19 protein-coding genes are annotated in these 22,790 nt (G+C 59.1%); 7 read left to right on the plus strand and 12 right to left on the minus strand.

Going from position 1 to position 22,790, the window contains the following annotated elements:
- The first annotated feature begins 667 nt into the window (after positions 1-667).
- Together PQR40_RS31110 and PQR40_RS31115 are read left to right on the plus strand one after the other, a co-directional pair.
- Positions 668-1,747 carry a porin gene (locus PQR40_RS31110; protein WP_408510552.1) on the plus strand — a complete coding sequence of 360 codons (1,080 nt, stop codon included), beginning with the start codon at positions 668-670 and terminating at the stop codon, positions 1,745-1,747.
- A gap of 191 nt (positions 1,748-1,938) precedes the next feature.
- On the plus strand, positions 1,939-2,949 hold the full coding sequence (locus PQR40_RS31115) for an AraC family transcriptional regulator (RefSeq protein ID WP_408510553.1): 1,011 nt from the start codon (positions 1,939-1,941) through the stop codon (positions 2,947-2,949).
- Here PQR40_RS31115 and PQR40_RS31120 read toward each other — a convergent pair.
- Positions 2,904-3,890 carry an alpha/beta hydrolase gene (locus PQR40_RS31120; RefSeq protein ID WP_408510554.1) on the minus strand — a complete coding sequence of 329 codons (987 nt, stop codon included), beginning with the start codon at positions 3,888-3,890 and terminating at the stop codon, positions 2,904-2,906. The genes PQR40_RS31115 and PQR40_RS31120 overlap by 46 nt on opposite strands.
- Positions 3,891-3,932: 42 nt before the next feature.
- On the minus strand, positions 3,933-5,303 hold the full coding sequence (locus tag PQR40_RS31125) for an MFS transporter (protein ID WP_408510555.1): 1,371 nt from the start codon (positions 5,301-5,303) through the stop codon (positions 3,933-3,935).
- A 228-nt stretch (positions 5,304-5,531) separates the two neighbouring features.
- On the opposite strand from PQR40_RS31125, the gene PQR40_RS31130 reads away from it, so the two are divergent.
- From PQR40_RS31130 to PQR40_RS31140, 3 genes are all read left to right on the plus strand, one after another.
- A complete protein-coding gene (locus tag PQR40_RS31130) occupies positions 5,532-6,245 on the plus strand; it encodes an aspartate/glutamate racemase family protein (protein WP_408510556.1) in 714 nt (237 codons plus the stop codon).
- 198 nt (positions 6,246-6,443) lie between these two features.
- A complete protein-coding gene (locus tag PQR40_RS31135) occupies positions 6,444-6,818 on the plus strand; it encodes a RidA family protein (RefSeq protein WP_408510557.1) in 375 nt (124 codons plus the stop codon).
- Between the two features lie 145 nt (positions 6,819-6,963).
- Complete coding sequence (locus tag PQR40_RS31140) at positions 6,964-8,064, plus strand: IS5 family transposase (RefSeq protein WP_408510605.1); 1,101 nt, start codon at positions 6,964-6,966, stop codon at positions 8,062-8,064.
- A 163-nt stretch (positions 8,065-8,227) separates the two neighbouring features.
- Here the strand turns inward: PQR40_RS31140 and PQR40_RS31145 are convergent, their stop codons facing one another.
- The 3 genes from PQR40_RS31145 to PQR40_RS31155 form a co-directional block, all read right to left on the minus strand.
- Positions 8,228-8,944 (minus strand): aldolase, encoded by a 717-nt coding sequence (locus tag PQR40_RS31145; RefSeq protein ID WP_408510558.1) that lies wholly within the window; start codon positions 8,942-8,944, stop codon positions 8,228-8,230.
- Between the two features lie 4 nt (positions 8,945-8,948).
- On the minus strand, positions 8,949-10,292 hold the full coding sequence (locus PQR40_RS31150; protein WP_408510559.1) for an MFS transporter: 1,344 nt from the start codon (positions 10,290-10,292) through the stop codon (positions 8,949-8,951).
- 101 nt (positions 10,293-10,393) lie between these two features.
- Positions 10,394-11,281 (minus strand): LysR family transcriptional regulator, encoded by an 888-nt coding sequence (locus PQR40_RS31155; RefSeq protein WP_408510560.1) that lies wholly within the window; start codon positions 11,279-11,281, stop codon positions 10,394-10,396.
- Positions 11,282-11,599: 318 nt separating this feature from the next.
- Here PQR40_RS31155 and PQR40_RS31160 point away from each other — a divergent pair, with 318 nt between their 5' ends.
- Positions 11,600-11,797, plus strand: coding sequence for a hypothetical protein (locus PQR40_RS31160; protein ID WP_408510561.1), 198 nt, complete (start codon positions 11,600-11,602; stop codon positions 11,795-11,797).
- 295 nt (positions 11,798-12,092) lie between these two features.
- Here the strand turns inward: PQR40_RS31160 and PQR40_RS31165 are convergent, their stop codons facing one another.
- Positions 12,093-12,572: a helix-turn-helix transcriptional regulator gene (locus tag PQR40_RS31165; RefSeq protein ID WP_408510606.1), complete on the minus strand. Its 480-nt coding sequence runs from the start codon at positions 12,570-12,572 to the stop codon at positions 12,093-12,095.
- A gap of 298 nt (positions 12,573-12,870) precedes the next feature.
- On the opposite strand from PQR40_RS31165, the gene PQR40_RS31170 reads away from it, so the two are divergent.
- Positions 12,871-13,293, plus strand: a complete 423-nt coding sequence (locus PQR40_RS31170) for a hypothetical protein (RefSeq protein ID WP_408510562.1) — start codon at positions 12,871-12,873, stop codon at positions 13,291-13,293.
- Positions 13,294-13,796: 503 nt separating this feature from the next.
- Here the strand turns inward: PQR40_RS31170 and PQR40_RS31175 are convergent.
- The 6 genes from PQR40_RS31175 to PQR40_RS31200 all read right to left on the minus strand — a co-directional run bounded on the left by PQR40_RS31175 (position 13,797) and on the right by PQR40_RS31200 (position 22,787).
- Positions 13,797-14,621 carry a 4'-phosphopantetheinyl transferase family protein gene (locus PQR40_RS31175; protein ID WP_408510563.1) on the minus strand — a complete coding sequence of 275 codons (825 nt, stop codon included), beginning with the start codon at positions 14,619-14,621 and terminating at the stop codon, positions 13,797-13,799.
- Between the two features lie 30 nt (positions 14,622-14,651).
- Positions 14,652-17,111, minus strand: coding sequence for a penicillin acylase family protein (locus tag PQR40_RS31180; protein WP_408510564.1), 2,460 nt, complete (start codon positions 17,109-17,111; stop codon positions 14,652-14,654).
- A gap of 55 nt (positions 17,112-17,166) precedes the next feature.
- Positions 17,167-18,897 carry a cyclic peptide export ABC transporter gene (locus tag PQR40_RS31185; protein WP_408510565.1) on the minus strand — a complete coding sequence of 577 codons (1,731 nt, stop codon included), beginning with the start codon at positions 18,895-18,897 and terminating at the stop codon, positions 17,167-17,169.
- 65 nt (positions 18,898-18,962) lie between these two features.
- A complete protein-coding gene (fhuB, locus tag PQR40_RS31190) occupies positions 18,963-20,981 on the minus strand; it encodes a Fe(3+)-hydroxamate ABC transporter permease FhuB (protein WP_408510566.1) in 2,019 nt (672 codons plus the stop codon).
- On the minus strand, positions 20,978-21,931 hold the full coding sequence (locus tag PQR40_RS31195; protein ID WP_408510567.1) for an ABC transporter substrate-binding protein: 954 nt from the start codon (positions 21,929-21,931) through the stop codon (positions 20,978-20,980). The genes fhuB and PQR40_RS31195 overlap by 4 nt, the downstream gene beginning before the upstream one ends.
- A 1-nt stretch (position 21,932) precedes the next feature.
- Positions 21,933-22,787 (minus strand): ATP-binding cassette domain-containing protein, encoded by an 855-nt coding sequence (locus PQR40_RS31200; protein ID WP_408510568.1) that lies wholly within the window; start codon positions 22,785-22,787, stop codon positions 21,933-21,935.
- Between the last annotated feature and the right edge of the window lie 3 nt (positions 22,788-22,790).

Here is a 22,790-nt window from a genome sequence, read left to right on the forward strand (position 1 = left end):
ACATACTCGCCCACATCGCGAGCCATCAGATCAACCCCGTGCATAGAGTTGCCGCCGTGATGTGTCAATGTCTTACTGCGTCTGGCGCCAACCCGACCCAGACGCGCGTCGTAAAGTGTTGTCAATGAAGGTGCTCGACGCACCGGATTCTCTCAAACCGGCCACGCCGGTGACGAGTAGTAACTGCACTGAACAAGCTTTTACCTCACCGGCGGCATAGAGGCGTTGGCAGAGTCGCCTTGAGTTCGGTGTTGGGCGAAAACAAAGCGTGCTGGTTTATCCGTCTCCTTAAGCGCTCCGTAAAAATCTGACACGTGCGTTACTCAGCGCGTCCAGTTCCTCTACTCACTCGCAGCAAAAAAATGACTCGGCGTAGCGTGACTCGACAGTTCGATTTGTCTCGCTGCACAGGCGCTTGATTGGGTGTTACCTGCCAGAAAACGATGCTCTTCATACAGGTGCGCGAGTCACTAGCGCATGTTGACCAAGCTCGCCCTAGGGAAAACGTGCGTCACATCATGCAGCCTGGTTATATCCATGTGCTTTCCTACACACGGATCAGGATATTTGCCTTTGTAACCTGAGTTGGAGCATCCGTGGCAACGGAACTCGCACCTCGGCGCAATACTTACATCCTCAAAGCTAATAATTAAGGAAGGCAAGCAAGATGAAAAAGACGCTGGCGGTCTTGTTGTTATCCATACCGGCCTGTCATGTGTACGCACAGAGCTCCGTCACCCTGTATGGGATTGTCGACGAAGGTCTTACATACGTGAGCAATGTTAAGGGTCACTCGAATTACGTTCTTGACTCCGGAATCATACAGGGAAACCGATTCGGCCTTCGCACGGTGGAGGATCTGGGTGGGGGTCTATCCACTATCGCCGATATCGAATTTGGTTTCAATCTGGGAACGGGTGTGCAGGCAAGTGCATTTCGCCAGAGTTACGTCGGGTTGGTCAGCCAGAAATGGGGGCAAGTTAGCTTGGGTCGGCAATACGATCCAATGGCGGAGTTCATCGTCAATGATTCCTCGATTCCATATATCGGCATCTATACATCGACTGCGCTTGATATCGACCGGCTTGCCGGCGAGGCGATTCCTAACACGATAAAATATGTGTCTCCTGAGTGGGTTGGTGCGAAGATCGGCGCCATCTACGGGTTTAGCAATGCCGCAGGAGCCTTCGGCGGGACCACTAACGCTCCCCGCTGGGTGGGCGCCGCAGTGAGCTTCGACAACCATCAGAGCTTTGGTATCGCGACTGGCTTCACCAACGTCAACGGTTCTGGCGGGAGCCTGGCTCAAGCACTGACCGGTGCCAATGCACAAAAAGTATTTGACGTTGGCGCTCATTACACATTTGAGGCCGTTACGATCATGGGGACGTATACTCGCGCCAGTCTGGACGGCGTTCCGAAGCTGGGGACGATGCGGGCAACGGAATACAAAGGAATGGTTCTGTACCAATACAGGCCAGATACTGCGTTCGGCGTCGGTTACAACCATTCGGTATGGACGCAAGGGCGTTGGGGAACGTTTGTGGCGAACGTCGACTATCTTCTGTCAAAACGAACGGATGTGTACGTCATGGCCGCTTATCAGAAAAGCTACAGCGCAAATATCCACCCATCGATCATTGACGTGAATGGGGCCATTGGTGCTCCGGGTGCGCAGAACGAAGCAGGCGCGTCCTCCAACGGACGACAACTCGTCACCCAAATTGGTATTCGGACAAAGTTCTAAGTGATTGTGTTTGCCTATCTTCTGAGAAAAATTTGACCCAATTCCAACAGCATTTGCCTGGGAGTGAACCGTTCTCTGTGATCAGAGTGAACACGGCACCCTGAATCGATTTTGTCGAAGTAGAAATGTTTTCGTTCGACGCGATACTTATCTACGTACCAGCGTCACGAATGGAAGATAGAGGGGACGCCATGATTACACATCAGTTCGTTTCGCAATTGCCGTACGCACCGCAATTTCGTTCGCTGTTTTTGCCGTCGGGTTCAAGTTGGCCATGCGCTGAATTTTCATCATGCTCGATCGCGGACGGTAGTTTGTACGATGAAAATCAGTCGTTTCGCGGCATGACCGATGTCCTGTCATTCTCTCGGTTGATCGGAGGCGGTGCGATTGGTATTGCCCGCGCTGCGGCGCAGCAAATTGCGCACAATCCGGTGTCAGTTGACGCCGTTGGTGAGACAGATGTACTCGCCTTGGTAGTGCTGCAGGGCAGCGGATCCTTCACTCAAGACGGCATAGTCATGCAGGCAGGTCCGGGGGACATTGTCTTCCGGCATACGCGTGGACCGTCTTGTGCCCGGATAGACTCCACAATGAAAGCGCTCATTCTACGCATTCCGGATCACAGGTTATTTGGTGCTTATGTGGGGAGTCGCAAGCGCTGCGAACCCAAATTGATCTCACGTGATGCTCCGAGTGCTGCGTTAGCAGCAAGCGTCGCGTTGACCTCACTACGTCGGTTATCGATGATGTCGGTCTCAGAAATATACTTCACGGAGCAGGCAGTAATACGACTGTTTTCTGCCGCATACGTTAGCGTTTCGTCGGCAGTGGACTCGTGCAAGGAGGTGCCGCGTCGGTGGGATCATATGATCGGCCTGATTGACGCGGAAGCCTGTGACCCAGAGTTAACGCTCAAGCGAGTAGCGGAGAAAGTCGGCATCTCAAAACGTTTTGTCCATAAGCTTTTTCAACAGAATGGCGACCGTTTCGGTAACTACCTGCTGGCCTGTCGTCTTGAGCGCGCACGCGCTGAACTGGAGAACCCCCATCTCAATCACTTGAACGTCTCGGAAATCGCGTATCGCTCCGGTTTCAATGATCCCAGTCACTTTAGTCGAACATTCCGAATCCGGTTCGATGTCTCTCCGAGCACCTATCGGGGACGATTATTTGTACAGGAATCCCGAACAAAACAGTGAATCCGGTGATTTGCAGATTCCGCAAGCGGAGTTCCAACAAGGTTGAATCCGTGGAAACCACCTGGATAGATGTTCATCTCAGCGTCGACATTTGCGCAAAGTAGTCTCATATACAGGAACATATTGTCGTCGATTAAAGGGTCGATCGTGCCAACGGTTATGTGTGATCGAGGAAGTCGTCGCAAATCGGCATAGAGTGGATTTGACTGCAGGTCATGGCGTTGACTGCTATCGCGAAAGAGCCGTCCCATATGTAGCAAGAAGGTTGGGCGATCCAGGACCAGCGTGTCATCGGCATTCTGCATGCTTGGCGTCATGCGCAGATCGTAGCCCCCTTGGGAAAGGTTCAGACCAGCAAGACTTTCAAATCCGTGTCGATCACGCAGGCGTAAAGCGGTAGTCAGTGTCAAGTATGCTCCAGCGGATTCACCACCGAGTACGATTTGACTGGTGCCAAACTCTGCAGCGCATTGCTTGACGAGCCACCAGGCAGCGGCTTCCCCATCCGCAAGTCCTGCGGGATAGGGATTTTCTGGAGCTAGGCGATAGTCTAGGCTGAGCACGACAACACCCGCCTCGTGTGCCAGATTGCTCAGCAATCCATCCTGCCCCGCGGACGAACCAAGGCAGAATCCGCCGCCGTGAAAGTGAAGGTAGATACCGATTGGATCCGCATTTTGTTTTGGAATTAGCTTCCGAACGGTCAAGTCGCCCGCGGGGCCAGGAATCGAGAAGGTCGATATCTCGGTTGGCTTGTCACTCTGCGCGATTTTCAGCTTGCCGTTCCCAACAAGCCGGGTCCGCTCGATTTCGAGAGGAATTTCGGTACGGGCGGGTGCTTCACTGGATGCTGCGCGCAGGTCTTGATTGAATCTGACGATCCGAGGATCGGCAAACGTAGGATCAAAAGGGCGCGAGGGGAAGTGGATCGGTTCAATCATGGCGAGTCCGGTTGAGTTGAGAGCGTTCAGGGAGTGGTGTTTCTAGCTGTTAGTACGGATCTTTGCGCACATTGGATTAGACTGGTTACCCACTATCGCGTGTCGCGCAAAGATGAAGAGAACCGCCGCAATCACGGCGAATAAAGAGCATGTTGCGGAGAGCGAAGCGCTTACGGCAGTTTGTTGATGGAATACGTGATCCGCCAACCAGCCGACGGAGAGTGGGCCACCACTACCGCCGAGCAGGCTGGAAACAAGGGCGAACAGACTTACTGCCTTGCCGCGCATCCGATTTGGCACACCGAGTTGCAATGGAACTGACAGCGCGGCAGTAACGATGCTGGATAACGCAATCAATACGGCGTAACAAGCAAGCATCTGCGAAACGTTGTTTGCGCACGCCAGCAGCAAGGAGACGGGGAGCATAAGAATGCTGGCCCCTGCCATGATCGTAAGCACCCGTAGGTTCACGGCATCGTCCGAGAGACCGGAAACCAGTAGTTGCGAAAGTAACGTGCCAACTATTCCCGCACCCATCAGGACAGGACCAGAAAGATGTCCTGCAACAGACGGAGTCAAGTGAAACTGACGCACAAGAGACGTTGGAAACCAAGTCGCACATGCGTAGAACATTCCGACTACAAAAACGAATGCTGTGAAATAAAGAGGGAAAAATGCCGATTTCGTAAGCAGAAAGCGGATCGTTTCCCCCATGGTCGGCAATTCTGTGTAATCAGGCGCGCTGTCCGGCGTACCGCCATCGGATTGGAACAACGTGGGTTCGCGACGAGCGGGTTCCTTGAGGACAAGAAGTACCATGATGGAGAGGAGAAGGCCCGGTGCGCCAATGGCTACGAACACCGCCTGCCATGGGAGTAGCCCAACTGTCGAAAGCCAGGGCGATGACGAGAAGAATCCAAGCACGCTTCCGGTTATAACCAATGCCAAGCCGCCGCCAAGGTACGGTGCCAGCACGAAGATTGCACTAACTCTCGGCAACATGCGTGGTGGGAAAAAGTCACCGAAGAGCGATACTGCCGCAGGCGGCAGGCCTGCTTCTGCGACAGCCGTTCCTGCTCGAGCGACGAGTAGTTGACCAAACGATGAAGCAGCACCGCATAGCGCAGTCGCACAGCCCCAGACGAGTACGCAAGCAGCAGTGACCTTAACGCGGCTGCTGCGATCGACTAGCCATGCTAATGGCAAACCCGCTACGGCATAGCAGAGCGCGAACGCAAAACCTTGGAGAAGACCGATCTGCGTGTCGCTTAAGTGCATGGTTTGCTTCATCGGTTCGACCAGTACGCTCAAACTCAATCGATCAACGTACGAGAACATGTAGCAGAGCAGCAGGAGGGAAACTGCGATCCAACCACCTCGCAACGTCGGATGTTGTTTGGAATCGTGGCGCATTGACATTGTGAGGTGAGCCGAGAGGGTAGGTGATGCAAAGAATAAAACTGTTATTGTGAAATCGACTTGACTGATATGTCCGCGTTTTGACTGAGAGCGTACTTCAATCGAAATCGCATTCCGTGCGCATAAGACATAGTCGGGTTCGTTTGTGTGCTATCCATCTCGCTCAACGTCTCGTAGCCTGAATGTGCGGCTTCGACGGAGCATTCATTAAGGAAATTTTTGATGAAAACAAGAATTCAGAAGCTCATTCCCGGGTTAATTGGAATGGCCGTGCAAACAAACGTCGTCTATTACAGGGAAATGTATGCAGCGGCTGCGTTTTTGGGTGGGGTTGAGGAGTCGCTTCACTCGATGATGACGACGATAAATTTCTCACTTTGCGTCGATGCGTTCCGGGCGGCCGATTGGTCAGGATTTTCGAACCAGCTCGCAGACGCCGCACGCTCGCTGGAACGCGGCGGGGCCGGATTCATTGTAATTACATCGAATACCGGTCATACGGCAGCCGAAGCGATTCGTGAGGCAATAGCGTTGCCGGTGCTCGACATCGTAGACGAAACATGCCTGCATCTCGATGCGCGGAAATTTCGCAAGGTTGGTCTCCTGGCAACATCGCGAACATATCAGTCAAGGATGTATCCACGTGCTGCCGAGGGCTCAATTGAATTCGTGGAACTTTCGCCGACCTTGAGTGGGAAGGTCGATCAGGTAATCCTCAACGAACTAATTTTCGGAAAGGTGTCGAAAGAAGGGCTTGATGTTCTGGGAAGTGCGATGCAAAGCCAAGTGGAGAAAGGCGCAGAGTGTATTGTTTTGGCGTGCACGGATCTCACCCTCATTAGAGCGCAGCTCGGAGAATTGCAACCGCTGCCCATCGTCGATACCACTCAGATACATTCAATGGCGGCGGCACGAATGTCATTCGAGGGCTATTAGAATATCAATAGCAACACGTTCGGAACGTTGGAGTCATTGGCAGAGCGCGGGCGGGTTTGAAGTTGATGGTATCGCATACCACAAATGGTCTATGACCGGAGGCGCTCGGGAGAGCTGCATCTTAGACGAAACTCACCTCAAGCCTGTTCTGCTCGACGCCTATAAGTTATTTGAAATCAGATAAAAATGGAGATTTCGATGTCTCACACTTTGGATAATCACTCAAGTCCGATTCCATTGACATTCTCACGCGCTGTACGCGCAGGTGAATGGCTCCTGTTATCAGGGCACATCCCGCTTGACGAGCAGCGGCGACCTCTACGGGGCGACATCCACGCCCAAACCCGAAATGTTATGGATAGCGTTGGAGTGACGCTGGTTGAGTTCGGATCATCGTGGAAAGATGTAGTCAAGGTTACTGTTTGGCTTCAAAACATGGAAGAGCTCGACGACTTCAACCGGATATATCGCACATATTTTGAGGAATTTCTTCCAGTTCGAAGTCTGGTTCAAGCTCGGCTTGCGTACGACGTCGGGGTTGAAGTTGAGGTTCAAGCTTGGCAAGCCAAGTGATCGTGATCATTGGAAATCGCTCAAGGTGTATACCGTTGAGTGATTTGGTCGCCTAGCAGGCCGGTGAAATACCTCGCGGAACGGTCATCCGGGACGCAGGCGTAAACGTTGAAGTGATGTTATCAATGAGAGCGAGATGGAACGGATGCGTGGGCCAGATGGTTTTACCGAGTCAATGTTCACGGTGTTGAAGCTGGACGATTTTGTGCCGAAGGACCATCCGTTGCGTCCGATTCGCACCTGGCTCAATGACGCGCTTAAACGCATGGACGATGTGCTCGCGCGGATGTACGAGGCTGACGCGAAAGGAGGTCGGCCGAGCATCGCGCCGGAGAAGCTGGTGCGAGCTCTTTTGCTGCAGGTGCTGTACTCAGTTCGTAGCGAGCGCATGCTGGTGGAACAGATTTCCTACAACATGTTGTTCCGCTGGTTCGTCGGCCTGCCGATGGACGGGAGCGTGTGGGACCACTCGACGTTCAGCAAGAACCGCGACCGGTTGCTCGAACACGATGTGCTGGTGTTGCTGTTCAACGAGACAGTCGAGACCGCGCGCGAGCGCGGATATCTTTCTGGGGAGCACTTTAGCGTTGACGGCACGTTGATTCAGGCATGGGCCGGGCACAAGAGCTTCGTGCCGAAGGCAAGTCCAGACGAAGACGACGCGCCTCCTGACGAACCGCCCGCGCCGAACGACAACTGGCACGGACAGAAACGCAGTAACGAGACGCACCAATCGACGACGGACGAGCAGGCGCGCCTGTTTCGCAAGAGCAAAGGAACCGGAGCGATGCTCTGTTATATGGGCCACGTGCTGACCGACAACCGGCATGGCCTGGTGGTCAACGCGCAGGTGACGCTGGCGACGGGCACCGCCGAGCGCGACGCGGCCGGGCGGATGCTTGCTGATGCCGCGAGTGTTGGGCCGCGCGCCATCACGGTCGGCGCGGACAAGAACTACGACACCGCCGGCTTCGTCGCCAATTGTCGCGCGAATCGTGTCACGCCGCATGTGGCGCAAAACGATGGACGTCCAGGAGGCTCAGCAATTGACGAGCGAACTACGTGCTGGCCGGGTTACGCGGTCAGCCAGCAAAAACGTAAGCGCATTGAGCAGGTGTTCGGATGGGGCAAGACGGTCGGACGAATTCGACAGGCGATGTATCGAGGACTTGAACGCGTAGACCAGCTCTTCGTGTTGACGCGGGTCGGCTACAACCTGACGCGTATGCGCACACTTGCCGGTTGAGGAGCAGGAAGCAATGGATAACACCGATATGGCGAACCCGCGAGCAACGTCGAATGCCCGCAAACGTGTTCCGCGTTTCAAAAGTGCGAACCGAGCATCCGTCGTAATGCACCTGAGCGCATCAATGACGGATATTTCAACGGCCTGCTAGTGTTGTGCCTCTTCAGGCCTGTTCGGCCCAGTATGAGAAGGTTGCATTGACGATTGCTGGTTGAAGCAGAAAATCATGCGCCGCTTGAGCGAATTTGGGACGAACCGGTTTGATGGTCCCGGCGGCCATTGCCAGCAAAGCCAGCTCGGCGGCGTTTTCCATCGATACCGCAAGGTAAACGCTCTCTTCAATCGATGCGCACGCACAGATATAGCCGTGATTGACGAGTAGTGCGGAGCGGTTTTCACCCAACGCTGACGTGATGAGGCGACCTTCCTCATCGTCGATCGGCACACCAGGCCATTCATCGAGGAAGCCGCAATCGTTATGGAACATGCAGGCGTCCATGTGCGCGACGGGTAGCGGTATGCCCAACATGGACAAAGCACTGATGTTGCGAGGATGCGTGTGCACGATCGCATGAACCTCCGGCCGATGGCGATACACCCATGCGTGAAATCTGACCGCCGGGTTCGGTACCCCGGCACCTTCCAGGACATCGAGTTCGTCGTTCACCAGCACCATCGATGAGGCCGTCGCCTCCGCGAAATTCGTGCCGAGGGCCGGCGTCCAGTAGCCGCGCCCCGACGTATCGCGCCACGTGATCTGACCGGCAAGACTCGCCATATGATCCTTTGAATAAAGAATGTGGCAGGCGTCCGCGAGCGTGTCGAGCGGAGTGGACGCTCTCGCGTTTCCAATGCCGGTTAAGGTTGCGCGCTGTTTCATAGGGTTATTCTCCTTGCGGGTGGATCGGGGCTTCTGTTGGCGCGACGGCTTTCATCAGGCGGGTGCAAAGCACGGCAAGCGCCGCGAGTGAGCCGACGTAAATGGCGATCGATTGCAGACTGTGAAAGCGCGCGACCAGCGTGGTCGCCACGATCGGCGCCATTCCACCGCCGATTGCCGCGGCGAACTGGATGCCGATGGAGATGCCGGAGAAGCGCACGTTGACCGGAAACTGCGCTGCAAATAGCGCCGACTGTGGGCCGAATAGCAACGCGTAGTTGAGCCCAAGAGCGATCGCTACCGCAATTTGCAAGGCCATCAGGTTGCCGCTATCGATCCAGCGTAGCAAAGGCACGACGCATAGCGCCATTGCAACAGCGCCGAACAGGTAGAACCGGCGCACGCCCACGCGATCGGCGAGCAGGCCGAACAGGGGTAACGTGACGATCTGGATGGCCGCGCCCATCATGACGGCCTGCAGAACGTCGCTGCGACTGAAGCCCAGCCGAGTCGAGGCATAGGACACCAGAAACACGGTGAGCACGTAGTAGAGCGTAACTTCTGGAAGCTTTGCGCCAATGGCCAATAGCAACGCTTTCTTGTGACGAGCCAGCAGTTGCCAAAGCGGAACGTCGGCGCGCGTTCGTCCGCGCACGGCTATTTCGAATGCAGGGGATTCGCCGACACTGCGCCGGACAAACGCGCCAAGCAGAACCAGTACGATGCTGGCGAGAAACGGCACGCGCCATCCCCAGCTTTGAAAGGCCTGCTCGGGGAGGCGGGTCAGGAGACTGAACGCGGACGTTGCCAGAAGGAGGCCGATCGGCGGTCCTATTTGCGGCAGGCTGCCGAACAGTCCCGCACGGCTCGACGGCGCGTGCTCGACTGCCATGAGAACGGCGCCGCCCATTTCGCCGCCCAGCGCAATGCCTTGCAGAATGCGCAACAGAACAAGCAATACCGCGGACCATGTGCCGATCTGTGCGTAGTTCGGAATCAGACCGATCGCGATGGTGGAAAACCCCATCAGGAACAGGGAGAAGGTCAGCATCGACTTGCGCCCGATCCGATCGCCGAAGTGGCCGAACAGAATGGCGCCGAGCGGCCTCGCGAAGAGACCGGTCGCAAAGGCGCCGAATGACGCAAGCGTCGCGTTGGTGGGATCGAGGTTAGGAAAGAACTGCCGGTTGAAAACGAGTGCCGCTGCGGTGCCATAAGCGATGAAGTCGAAGCCTTCGATGATCGATCCGGCGGTGGCCGAGATGACGGCCTTGTAGCGGGCGGGGAGCGCGGGTTTGGAGCTTGTTGTCGTATTCACGCGTTCGAGCGCGGAAAAGTGGTCGTTCACGAGGTGTCTCCTGACTCCGGTGGTCGGCGGAAGGCGGCCGAACTGGCGTCAGTATTCGTCGGGTGAGCGGGACGAGATATGCGCCCAGAAATAACTCTGGATTAACCGGAGGTTATCGCACTCCTTGCGCCGACACTCGAGGCAATCTCCAGTGCTTTGTCTAACGTTCGCGATTGGCCGCGCGTGCTGCGCGAAAGTGCTACAAGCCGGCGTGGCTGGATGGCAGTCAGCGGCTCGCGACGCAGTCCTCGATCCTCGACCATATCGCGAGGCATGCCGTCCGGAAGGACGGTCACGCCGTCGCATATCGACACGAGCCGCAGGCTGAGTTCGAGCGAGTCGCATTCGATATACGGCTGCACGCTGTAGCCCAGCACCCGTTCAACTATGCGGCGCAATGCGTAAGGTTTAGGCGGCAAAATGAGTTTCAACGCAGCCAGATTCAACAACTTGTCTGAGTTGGTGTCACAGTTGGCCCGCGTGTAAAGCGCAAGCCGTTCTTCAAAAAGCGGCTCGCTGATCATATTCAGCCCGTCGACTGCTGTCTCGTAGACAAATCCGATATCGGATTTGCCGCGTTCCACACTTTCGACGACGTTCGCCGAACTGTCGCAATGAATGGTAAGGCGGATGCTGGGATAGACGGCAAGCAACTGGCGACTGAGTTCCGGGATGAACCCAGGGACCAATGTTTGAACAGTTGCAATGCGCAGAGTACCGCCGTGACTCGATTGATGAGTGGCTAGAGCGACCGTCGTATCTAGCGAGTTGAACAGGGGTTCGACCTTCAGAAAGAGCTCATGCCCACCGGGCGTCAGCTGCATGCCCCTTCCATGGCGAAGAAACAGTGCCTCACCCAACGTCGACTCGAGCGCACGAATCTGCTTGCTGAGTGCGGGTTGGGTTACACCGAGGATCTCAGCAGCCTGGCGTAACGAATTCGCCCTCGCAACGGCGATGAACAGGCGTAGTTGGTGGTCTTGGCTCACCGGTGTGTTCATAGCAATGATGGATCACCGAGAAGGTGGAAAAACGTATATGGTACGCCGTGTCGACGTGGATGATCCCAGAAAGAAAAAACAGAGAAGTGGATTGTTCGGATACTAGTTATACAACCACCTAGGGTGCGGCGTGACTGCAGATTGACATCCGACGGAGACCCGATACCCTCCCCATCATGGAGGACCATCTCCCCCAGCACAAGCATTGATGCACGTGTACTACTCGATAATGATGCGGGGAAAACGTCGCTTGTCCGCTGCACGGCGAGCGCTCTCTTTCGCGCGTCCTGGCGAGGATTCAAAGTCATGAACTCGATCGTCGTTTCGGTCAGCGTTAGCAAGCCAGAAACATTGATTGTCAACGGAATGGAAGTATCGACATCGATCGCTAAGCTGCCGGGTGAGGATCCAATCTACTTCGACCTCGACGGCCCGACTGGCAACGAGACAGCGGAGCACCCAGAAGTGGGCTACGCTTTTCTGGCCGAACGGTACGATTTCTGAGCACACCGTAAGTGTCACACATGTTCTGCACATCAAAAATATCACGCGGATGCTGATCGCGAGAGAATTTTCAGTCAGGAACTGAGGCTGAACTCTGTGGAGGGCGGACCTTACGGCGTCGTGGATGCCATCCATTGGACGGCGAATTGCCAACGGCAAGACCCAGGTATCCGGTTTCGCCCGAAATCTGACAAACGAACGATATGAACTATACGGTTCCAGTCTAGGGGGAGTGCCAACAGTGATGGTGGGGCGCGGTAGGATTGTGGGAGCCTCCGTGACTGAATATTTTCGACTACCCTTGCTCATTCTCGCTGTCGAAGCCTACTGCTGGTAGGCTTGACGCATATTGCGTTGGATTCCTTCTTACGATTCGCTGGAACATGGCAATAAATGCGCTCGAATGTTGATACCCGAGAGCCGTGTCAATGCGCGTGACGGGGTGTCGTGCTGCTAACCATTTCAGAGCGAGACTCATCTGAAAATGACGATGCCAGGTTCCAAAGGACATGCCTGTCTCCACTTGAAACAGACGGCTGAGCGTGCGGTCGCTTGCGCCTATTCGTTCGCCCCAGTCGCGCAATGACAGTCGTTGAGCAGGATCCGCATAGAGTAGTTCAACGAGTCGTTGTAGCCGACGGTCGGAGGGCATTACAAGACGAAATATAAACTCCGGTGAAGAAGCTAGTTCGTCAAGCATAGTTCGCGAAAACCGCGCCTCACGCGGTGCTTCAGTGCGGCGAAGCGCTGTGCCTTGCAAGAGGCGCAAGAGCATTTCCCGCAGCGGCGGATCCACCTTGAGCGTTCGGCAAAGGTTAGGCCCTTGGCAGACGGGGTCCTCGCCAGGTTCGAAATATAAGAGCCCGATAGCAGCGAGTGCGGACGTCAATGAACGGTGTGGAACGTTAGCTGGTCCGCATGAGTCGGCATGCGGCCAGTTTGGGAAATTCGAGTGGCTCGGATAGATCGTCAGCAACTGAGCATCTCTGGAAATTATCGCTCGAACGCGGGCTAATCGAGAATCATCGACGCTGTCTTGTGCTTGCGCCGCGCTTACCAGTTAAGGGAAGAAAATGAACTCGACGCTCGCGGTTTTCTTTGTCAACATTCTTGCAGTGACCGTACTCGTTGGTTGCCCAGACTTTCCCCACATATCCATCGATTATTCCAGTTTGGGGCAGACGCGGCTCGATAGTGAACTAATGACTCACTGGCAGACCGGCACCGAGCCCCTGAGGCGCGATGTGCAGAAAATAGTCGACTCGTATAACGTTCAAGGTGACAGAGTCTCAGTTGAGACTCTGGAAGCGATGGGTGCACACTGCCTCTCGGTCTCTCAGAATCGGTACCAATACACGGGGATCATCCGCTATAGGCTGTTCGGCTTGCCAGATGCTTCAAAGGATGGGAAGTTGACGACGATCATCTATCACATAGACATTCAAAGACAGATGAGAGCTGCAAACGTAACAGTGGAAAGGAAAGAGATCGAGTAGGTTGACGACTTCGATGTCGGGATCCCACTGGTATCGTCAGCGATGCGGCGTTGTCGGCTTACTGTCCCGAATTGTCCGGGACGGTGTAAAAACGTCTGAACCGGTACCTGTCCGGTAGAGAGGTATCTGGGCCATTGATATCACCCGGCGCTTGTTGCACGTACGGAGGCCCGGAACCAATTTTTGCAAGAAACGGGAACAGTTTGCTGCAAATCGACGCGACGGATTAAAGGTGCGAATCAGGGCATGCTGCTGCAAACACATTCTACTAAAAATCAATGACTTGGCGGGACTGGACCGCAGTCGCCAGCAGTCAGGAATAGTTGCGCGCAGTCCCATCACATAGCTGAAATCGAGCGCGAAACACAGGCGTTGCGCGGTAGGTGCGGTCGTAAAACGCAACAGGTCTGTCGATCCGGAATGCTTGTAAAGGCTGAGTTCCACGGCACGAGTTGACAAGTTTATTTCCAATCCGCGCGACGGCAGACGCGATCAACACGGTGTCAGCTTTTCGTCCACCCGAATGCCTGAATCGTCGTGATGGGGTGCGCAACGGAAACCGCTGCGCGAATTTTGCCGGGCATCGGCACATCGACGACGTGCCACCGTCCAGCCGCCAGCAGGTCGACGAAGCTTGCCACGGCGTTGTCGCGCAGGGCCTGCAGTTCGACATCGATGGAGGGGCGCTTCAACGCGTTCGACAGACTGCTGTAACGCGCAGACTGAAGCGACTCGTCAGCGTAGCGGAATCGGTCCGGGCGACGATCCGGCGCGCCAGTCGGCCAGATGCTCGCACGTGCTTCTACCGGTACGATGTTCTCGCTGCCGGGCCTCGGCATCTCGATGCCGAGGCCGAGCGCCGTCGACGCGATACCGATCACGATCCAGATACCGCCGTACGCGATGTCGATCGTGACAGGGCAGCCGCCGGGCTGGATATGAACACCCGGTTGCTCGGCAGGGCCGTTGACGAACTTCACTTCGTGCGGTGCCGAGTCGAGGAGATTCGCGATGATCCAGCGCAGCACCACGCGTGCGGCAACGAAACGCTTGCGCAGGGCGGAGTTTGGGTTGAGCCTCGCCCGCTCACGCTCGGTCTCCGAAAGCCATCGTTCGCCTTCGTGGATTGAGACAGGCAGCCATCCGCACCGAAAGCGCCACAGATGCAGCTCACCTGGACGCGGCACGTCAATCCAGGACGGATACCGCCGTGTCATCCGATGCGCGGCAAATGTGATCTCGCAGGGATCGAACATGGTGTCGCAGGAACCGTCGCCCGGGGTGCCATACGCCCGAGCGGGGGACGTTTGCATGAGTTGAATGGGCATGCGCAAAACTCCTCCATGCCAGTTTGGCGTTCAATGCGTTTGTGCGTCAGGCGAACTCAACGTGCGACGGGTCAGCGCAGGATCGCGCGAGATCGAAGTCTCGGAGAACGGGATAGTCAACCAGTGTTGTGCGGCGTAACTACGCGTACCGTCCGCGTAATGAGACGAAGCCGGATCGTCGGATTCCGACGGCGCGATGAGCGTCCGTGCAAGCACCTCATCCCCGGCGAACGACACGATCTGCAGATAGCTGTTGCCGTTCGGATTGACGTTCATCGAATAGCCACGGGCGTCGAACGGGTGTGCCGCGCAAGCGGCCGTGAAGTAGCCGCCCGCGTCGCAGCCACCGAACAGGGCGATGCGTTCGTCATTGCGTTGCACATAGAGCGCCGCGCTGCGGGGCGCATTCATCGGGATGCCGGCTTGTTCGAGCGCTGCGATGGCGTCGTGCAGGGTGGCGGCGAGCCTGGCGGGGTCGGCCGCGATACCCGCGGGCGTGGTCAGCGGCCGGGCGGGGTCGAACGGCACGGCATACATTTGCGCGGGCGGAATCAGCAGAAGACGCCGCCACCATTCGTCCCAGAGCGTCGCTCCGACCGCATTTGCCGAGGCGGTGTTGTCCCACGCGGCGAGTACGGTGCAGGCCTTGCGCAGTTCGTCGGGATTCGCTCCGGCTGGCTGGCCGCCGTTGCACAGGCGATCGAGCGCGGGCTGCTTGAAGATGATTGCCGACATCGAACGGCTGTCCAGCGCGGCGCGGCTGAGCGCGTCGGCGGAAACACCGGCCGGATTGCTTTGCAACTGCGTGGCGATCGTGTGGCCGAGACGGGTGCGCAGTGATTGCGGTCCGCCCGTTGCGCCGACCACCTGCGCAAATCCGGTCAACGGCGCGGCGGGGTTGCTAAGCCAGTAACTACCGTTGAAATTGCCAACGTAGTCGCGCCTCAACAGGCTCGGCATCTGTGCGACCGGCAATGCGCCGCGCAGAATTGAGCCGTCTTCGACACGCCAGTCGCAATTGCTGCGTGAACCGTCGAGGAACGGTACGCCCGGCATCGCGTGGGCAAGCGCTTTACCGACCGGCGGCGTGCAACGCTGGGCAAGGTCGTCGGGCACGTTGGGGACCGCGCCGATGTCCGCGTACCACACGCGCGGGTCGTCGCGACCGATGGCAAGCGTATTCACCCACGGGACCGCCGCATTCTTCTTCTGGATGCGGATGAAGTCGTCGAGCGAAGTCGCCTGGTCCCATTCGAGGAAATTTTCGAAGACGCGGAAATTGTCCGCGTTGATGTCGCGCAGCGCGAACGCCTGTTGCGCATTCCATGCGAGCGCCGGCGACATCGCGCCGAGATTGACGAGCGGCCCGAAGCGCGAGCGATACAGGGTGCGCGAAACGGCATGAATCGAACCGTCAGCCGCGCGCACTTCGACGCTCACGCGCGTGGGCTTCATCGCCTCAGCTTTGCCGTCGACCTCGTACGTGGTCGACGAGCCCGCTACAAGGTTCAACTTGAACAGGCCGAAGCGCCTGGCGGTGGAGACCGTATGCGTCCACGCGACATTCTGGTTGAAGCCCATCACGATCAACGGCACGCCGAGGAAGGACACGCCGCTCACATCGAGCTTGCCGGGAATGGTGAGTTGCGCCTGATAAAAACGGTCGGGACCGTTCCAGAACCAGTGTGGATTGCCGAACAGTATCGCGCTGCCGCTGCGAGTGGCATCCGCGCCGAACGCAAGGCCGTTGCTGCCGATGCCGGCATGGCCGCCGATGTACGCGAGCGGTGTGTCTGCGGCGAGCGTGGCCGTGAGCCCGTGCTCGTGCACCGCTCCTTGTTGCGACGGCCGGGTAGTCGCGGGCGGTTGCGCGGTGGCGATCGCCGCGACGAAGCGGGTTTCGCCGCCCGCGAGGTTCGCGGCATACAGACGCCGGTAAACATCCGCCACGTTGATCCTGCCCACCCAGGGTGTCGCACGGCATGCCGCGTGCGCACCGGGAAAATCACCGTGCGCAAGATCGCCGACATACCGGTTGTAGCCAGCGACGAAGCCGTCGATCAATGCACGCATCTCGGCAGTTTGATTCTTGCGATAACGCGCGATGGCCGCATCGTCGTCGACGAATCGGAAGAAGAAATCCGCGTCGAGATTGGTCGGCTGTCCGAAGGTAGCTTCGGAAGTCGGGCGCGCGTCTGCGCCGAAGTAGCGCGAGCGTTCGCCACGATAGGTGACGAATCCGTCCGCCATCGTGCACAGGTTGTCCTGCGCCTGCACGTAGCCATAACCGTAGCCGAGGCTGCCCCAGTCGTCGGCTTTCAGATGCGGAATGCCGAGTGTGGTGCGACGGATTTCGACCTGATAGGGTCCCGTGAGCGCGGCATGATCGGCGCTCGGGCTGAGACAGCTTTGCAACCCGAGTGCGACGGGCAGGACAGTGAGCAGACGGGCAAAACGACTGCAACGGTTCAGGAAATCGGTCAGAGGCATGGGATATTCACGGACAGACTGTTATCGGTGACGGGAACACGGCCGCTGTGCCGCGTCAGGACGCGTTGGCCGCAACCTGCGCGGCGGCCGTCACGCGCACGGGCCGAACTTCCTCGACGATGTGGCCGTCTTCGAGCCGGATATAGCGGTCGGCAGCGCTGAAGTAGCGGTCGTCGTGCGAAATCACGATCAGGGTCTTGCCCTGGCGTTTCAGGTCCGGAAGGATTTCGGTGTAGAAGATGCGCCGGAAAGTCGGATCCTGATCGGCGGCCCACTCGTCGAGCACCATCACCGGTCGGCGTTCGAGATAAGCGTGCACGAGGGCGAGCCGCTTGCGCTGTCCGGTCGAGAGATCGGTGGTCGTAAACGCGCCGTCGCGCACCGATACCTTGTGCGCGATCTCGAGGCGTTCGAGATACTTCTGTGCTTCGGAGGTGAGCGTGGCTTCGCCGGGGATCAGCGTGTCGAACAGGTAATAGTCGGAGAACACTGCCGAGAAAAGCTGACGGTAGTCGTCGAGATGTTCGTCGCGAACGGGTTCGCCGTTGAGCAGCAATTGCCCCGCATCAGGCTGATAGAGTCCGAGCAGAAGCTTGATCAGCGTGGTCTTGCCGCAGCCGTTCTCACCGACGATAAAAAGCGTTTCCCCACGTTCGATCGTGAGGCTGACCGGTCCGAGTTCGAAGCCGCCAACCGTGCCGCTAGTGCCGCTTGTGTCGCTGCCCGCGGCAGGGGTGTCGCGGTCATCCTGCGGCTTGGCGAAGCGATAGTGGGCACCGGCAAGCGCGATCGTATCGAACACATCGGCGAGACGCTCGGGCGAGCCGGTTTCGTGGCCGGCGACGAGCGACGGCTCACGGGTCGAAAACCGTGCGGATAGTTCGGCGATGCGCTGAAACGCAACTTGCGCGCGGCCGATCGACGGCAGCGCGCCGACGATCTCCTGGATCGGCCCTTTCATATACAGCAGGACCAGCACGAAGCCGGTGATGACCGTGCGATCCGCGCCCGGCGACCACGTCTGCAACGTCAGCATCAGACCGACCACGATAAAGAACAGCAGCGAACCGAACGCATTCGCGCTGACGAAGACGTTGGCCGCGCGCACGCGCAGCCGGAAGATCGCCTCGATGGTGCCGGATAGTTCGTGTTCGAAGACGAAGCTACGCCGCTCGCCGTTCAGGCGCAGCTCCTTGGCGCCTTCGGTGATCGAACGATAGTGTTTCTGCAAGCGGTCTTCCGCTTCGCGCGCCGCACCGAAGCGGCGAATCCCCACGCGCCGCGCCAACGTTTGCACGATCGAACCGAGTGCGATGGCGACGAGCGCGATGACCAGCAGCAAGGGCGACAACACGAACAGATAACCGAGACAGCCGACGATCGTCGCGGTGGCGATGGCGAGGCTCGAGAACATGAACGAAAACGAACTGATTGTATCGATGTCCTGATTCAGCGCGGTGATCAGCCGATGGCTACGAAACTGTTCGATTTGACCAATCGGCGCAGCCATGATCTTCTCGCACAGATTCTTGCGCAGCATCGCGATGACGCGCTGGCCGACAAGGTTGTTGCCGATGTCCGAGATGACTTCGCCTGCGAGCGCCAGCACGCACAGGCCGGCGAAGCTCCACAGCAGAGTGGGCAAGGCCGCGGCGCCGTCATGCAGCGTGCGATTCGTCACCGCCAGCAGGGCAGCGGTGGCGATGCCACTCACGACGCCCATTGCCGTGGCGAGTACGGTAATCGGCCAGAGTCGCTTGAGCAGTCTGAGCAGTTCCGCAAGCATTGTATTCTCCTGGAGTGTCTAAAGTTCTAGTGCAAAAGTGTGGATGGTGGGCGCGGCAGCGGGGCTTAGCGGCGCCGGCCGAGCAGCCACATCAGATAAGGTGCGCCAATCAGCGTAGCGACGAGGCCCGCCGGCAGCTCGCGCGGCATCAGCAACGCACGGCCGAGCCAGTCGGCGGCGACGATCGTCAACGCACCGATCGGCGCGGCCAGCAGCACCTGCTGCAGTGGCCGGCGCGCGCCGAGAAGGCGTGCGAAATGTGGCGCGGTCAAGCCGACAAAAGACAGCGGTCCGACGACCAGCGTGGCGGCTGCGGTCAGCAACGCGATCAGCAGCAACAGCGCGAAGCGGGCGCCGCGCGTCGATACGCCGAGCGCGCGTGCCGATGCTTCGCCAAGCGGCAGGATCTGCAGCCAGCGATTGCACAGTGGCGTCAACGCGCACAACACAGCGCACAGGACGAGCGCGAGCGTCGCATCGATTGGAGTGATCGTGTAGGTGGAGCCGGCGAGCCACTGCAGTAGCGTGGTCGCTCGCTCGCCGCCGCTCGCGATCGCCACCGCAACCACGGCCTGGAACAATGCGCCGATGGCAATGCCCGCCAGCAGCACGCGATCGGGCGCGAAGCGTGAGCGCTGCGAGAACCAGAGGATCGCGAGCAGGGCGGCGAGTGCGCCGGCCGCGCTCGCCGCGACCTGGGCCGTGTGACCTGCATCGCCGATTCCGATGACCAGCCCGATCAGGCCGAGCGCAGCGCCGGCGCTCACGCCGAGCACTTCGGGACTCGCGAGCGGATTACCGGTCATGCGTTGCATCAGCGTGCCGGCTACCGCGAGCATCGCTCCGGCGGCAAGCGCCGCGACCGCGCGCGGCGCGCGCCAGATCGCCACGCGAGAAAACTCGTCGAGACTGCTGAAATGCCAGCCATACGGGCCGTGGCCGAAATCCAGCGCCAGCGCAAAGGCACAGAGCGTCAGCAACGCAATGCCGATGAAACGCCGGCGCACTGAAGCCGCGCTTGCCGGGTGGCTGCGGGCTTCCTGGTCACTGCCGGGCAAGCGCGTGGCGCGATGCATGCGGGCGAGCAGCATCAGCATCAACGGCGCACCGAACAGCGCGGTCGCCGCGCCGGCCGGAATCAGATCGCCCATTGAGCCGGACAACTGTTGCACGGCTTGGTCCGTGAGCCACAGAATCAGCGCACCGCACAGCGGCGCGACGACCAGACGCTGCGACAGGCGGCGCGCGCCCGCCATCTGCGCAAGCGTGGGCGCCGCCAGTCCGACAAAGCCGATGACACCGACCGCGCTGACCACCGCTGCGCTCAGCACGACTGCGAGCGCGAGCGCGACGAGCCGCATGCGACGCAGCGACAGGCCGAGGCTGCGGGCGTTGGCGTCGTCAAGGCCGAATAGCGTCATCGGTCGCAGCAGCAGGAACGCGATTGCGCCGCCAATCACGAGGCGCGACGCAAGCATCGTCACGTTGCTCCAGTCCTGCTGAATGAGCGAGCCGCCGCCCCAGATGAACAAAGCCCGCAGATACGGTGCGTAAAACAGTTGCAGCGCGACGCCGATCGATCCGCAATACAACGTGACGACGAGTCCCGCCACCGCAACGGTGACGGGTGCGAGTCCGCTGCGCCAGGACAGGCCGAACACGATGACCGCGGTGATCAGCGCGCCGCCGAGCGCAACCCACTGGCCGGCGCCGCCGAGCAGCGCCGGCGCCCAGAGCGTGGCGACCGTCAACGCAAGTTGCGCGCCGGCCGAGACACCGAGGGTCATCGGTTCGGCGAGCGGATTGCGCAATACCTGCTGGAAGACTGTGCCGGCGAGTCCGAGAATGGCGCCGCACAGCCAACTGACCACCAGACGCGGCAGCCAGCTATCGTGGACGATGACCTGCTGGATGTCGTGCGTATCCGGCGACCACAGCGCGTGCCACCACAGCGACGCCGGCAGAATCGCCGAGAGACTGTCGATACTCAGCGCAATGGCCGTGGCGAGCGCAAGCAAGGTGAGCGCCGCGGGCAGCCACGGGCGAATGACGAAGTGCTGCGCGTGTGTGCGAACGGTATTCATAGAAGTGTCTGCGTTCCCACGGCGGCCTTTGCTGCGGAGTCGCGCGTGAGCGCCGCGGTCAGCGCATCGGCAAAGCGTGCAGCCGATGGCAACATGCCGAAGCCCCAGAACGGCGGCAGTGCTGCGACGCGTCCCGAGGCAACAGCTGGCAGCGCATGCCACAGGCGGTTCGAGGCCAGCGAACGCGCTACACCGCTGGGCAGCGGATCGAAATAGAGCACGTCCGCCGCCGGCGATACGGCGAGTTTCTCCAGACCGGCGACGCCGATGCCCCAATAGTCGGTCGGACCATGCCAGGCATTGGCGACATCGAGCGCGTCCATCACGTCCTGGAACAGACTGCGCGCACCGTACACGCCGATATGCCGGCCGTCGAAGAAGCGGATCAGATAGAGCGGCCTCGGCGGATTGGGTGCTTGCATGCGGGAGCGCAGCGCGGTGATTTGCGCGCGGCTTCTCGCGAGTGCGCGTTCGGTTGCGTCGATCAGCGCCTGGCCCGCGCTTTTTCGACCGCATAGCTCGGCCAGTTGCAGCGTGATGTCCTGCGAGCGGCGGTAGGGCGCGCCGGCGTCGGTATAGACCGCGAACGCACGCACCGGCGCGATACGCTCTAGCATCGCACGCTGTGATTCCTGGCTCGAGTTGATAAGAATGAGATCGGGCGCGAGTTGCTGTAAAAGTTCGAGGCTCGGCGCGAGGCGCAGCCCGACATCGGGCACGTGTGCCGGCACGAGCGGGGCGATCACGCTGTCGTTATAGGCGTCGGTTTCGGCGACACCTACCGGTGTGATGCCGAGCGCCAGCAGGGTTTCGACGAGGCCCCAGTCGAGCACGACGAGGCGCGGCGCGGGCGCGAGCGTAACGACATTCGCAGCCGCGCGCGCGCCGGCTAGCGGCGTGCCGAGCAGGGGCGCCAACGCGGCGGAGCGGAGAAAATCGCGGCGTCGCATATCAGCGCGCCACGCCGAGCCGGCTGCCGTTATGCGGATGCACAACGATATCCATCGGAATGCCGTAAATCGATTCGAGCACATCGGCGCGCATGAGCGCTTCGGGCGTGCCGCTCGTCAACAGGCGGCCGCTATGCAGTGCGATCAGTTCGTCGCAGAAGCGCGCAGCCAGATTGATGTCATGCAAGACGATGACCACCGTCAGCGCGTGGCTGTCGGTCAGTTTGCGCAGAAGCCGCAACACGTCGATCTGATGTGCGATGTCGAGCGCGGACGTAGGTTCGTCGAGCAACAGGCACGAAGCGCCTTGCGCGACCAGCATCGCAAGCCAGACGCGTTGTCGTTCACCGCCCGACAGATGATCGGCCAGTTGCGACGCGAAACGCGTCGTGTCGGTGAGATGCAGCGCTTCGTCGATTTTTGCGTGATCCGCCGCGCGCAGGCGGCCGAGCGCGCCGTGCCATGGATAGCGGCCCAGCGCGACCAGTTCACGCACGGTCATGCCAGTGCCGGTGGGCGGATTTTGCGGCAGGTAGGCCACCTGCCGCGCGAAGTCGCGTGCCGGCCACGCGGCGACGCCGGTGCCGTTCAGGCGCACCGTGCCATGCGAGGGCGCCTGTTGACGCGCGAGCAGCTTGAGCAAGGTGCTCTTGCCGGAGCCGTTGTGGCCGATCAGCGCGATCATGCGGCCCGCGTTCAACGAGAGGGTGAGCGGTTGCAACAGGACCCGGCCGTCGGCTTCGAATGACGCGCCGTCAAGCTGGTACAACGCGCGGGGCGTTGCCGGCCCGGCGTTGTCGTGGTTCATCAGGCTCGCCGGTCGCTGTTCGAGTTGCTGCTGGGTCATGTCGTTCAACAC

Source organism: Paraburkholderia sediminicola (genome assembly GCF_046026855.1).
Classification (GTDB): domain Bacteria; phylum Pseudomonadota; class Gammaproteobacteria; order Burkholderiales; family Burkholderiaceae; genus Paraburkholderia; species Paraburkholderia sediminicola_A.

What these genes read in the sequence shown, in the direction of transcription:
- PQR40_RS31110 (WP_408510552.1), top strand. Translation starts at nt 668, where the DNA reads ATGAAAAAGACGCTGGCGGTCTTGTTGTTATCCATACCGGCCTGTCAT.
- PQR40_RS31115 (WP_408510553.1), top strand. Translation starts at nt 1,939, where the DNA reads ATGATTACACATCAGTTCGTTTCGCAATTGCCGTACGCACCGCAATTT.
- PQR40_RS31120 (WP_408510554.1), bottom strand. Translation starts at nt 3,890, where the DNA reads ATGATTGAACCGATCCACTTCCCCTCGCGCCCTTTTGATCCTACGTTT.
- PQR40_RS31125 (WP_408510555.1), bottom strand. Translation starts at nt 5,303, where the DNA reads ATGCGCCACGATTCCAAACAACATCCGACGTTGCGAGGTGGTTGGATC.
- PQR40_RS31130 (WP_408510556.1), top strand. Translation starts at nt 5,532, where the DNA reads ATGAAAACAAGAATTCAGAAGCTCATTCCCGGGTTAATTGGAATGGCC.
- PQR40_RS31135 (WP_408510557.1), top strand. Translation starts at nt 6,444, where the DNA reads ATGTCTCACACTTTGGATAATCACTCAAGTCCGATTCCATTGACATTC.
- PQR40_RS31140 (WP_408510605.1), top strand. Translation starts at nt 6,964, where the DNA reads ATGCGTGGGCCAGATGGTTTTACCGAGTCAATGTTCACGGTGTTGAAG.
- PQR40_RS31145 (WP_408510558.1), bottom strand. Translation starts at nt 8,944, where the DNA reads ATGAAACAGCGCGCAACCTTAACCGGCATTGGAAACGCGAGAGCGTCC.
- PQR40_RS31160 (WP_408510561.1), top strand. Translation starts at nt 11,600, where the DNA reads ATGAACTCGATCGTCGTTTCGGTCAGCGTTAGCAAGCCAGAAACATTG.
- PQR40_RS31165 (WP_408510606.1), bottom strand. Translation starts at nt 12,572, where the DNA reads ATGCTCTTGCGCCTCTTGCAAGGCACAGCGCTTCGCCGCACTGAAGCA.
- PQR40_RS31170 (WP_408510562.1), top strand. Translation starts at nt 12,871, where the DNA reads ATGAACTCGACGCTCGCGGTTTTCTTTGTCAACATTCTTGCAGTGACC.
- PQR40_RS31175 (WP_408510563.1), bottom strand. Translation starts at nt 14,621, where the DNA reads ATGCCCATTCAACTCATGCAAACGTCCCCCGCTCGGGCGTATGGCACC.
- PQR40_RS31180 (WP_408510564.1), bottom strand. Translation starts at nt 17,111, where the DNA reads ATGCCTCTGACCGATTTCCTGAACCGTTGCAGTCGTTTTGCCCGTCTG.
- PQR40_RS31185 (WP_408510565.1), bottom strand. Translation starts at nt 18,897, where the DNA reads ATGCTTGCGGAACTGCTCAGACTGCTCAAGCGACTCTGGCCGATTACC.
- fhuB (WP_408510566.1), bottom strand. Translation starts at nt 20,981, where the DNA reads ATGAATACCGTTCGCACACACGCGCAGCACTTCGTCATTCGCCCGTGG.
- PQR40_RS31195 (WP_408510567.1), bottom strand. Translation starts at nt 21,931, where the DNA reads ATGCGACGCCGCGATTTTCTCCGCTCCGCCGCGTTGGCGCCCCTGCTC.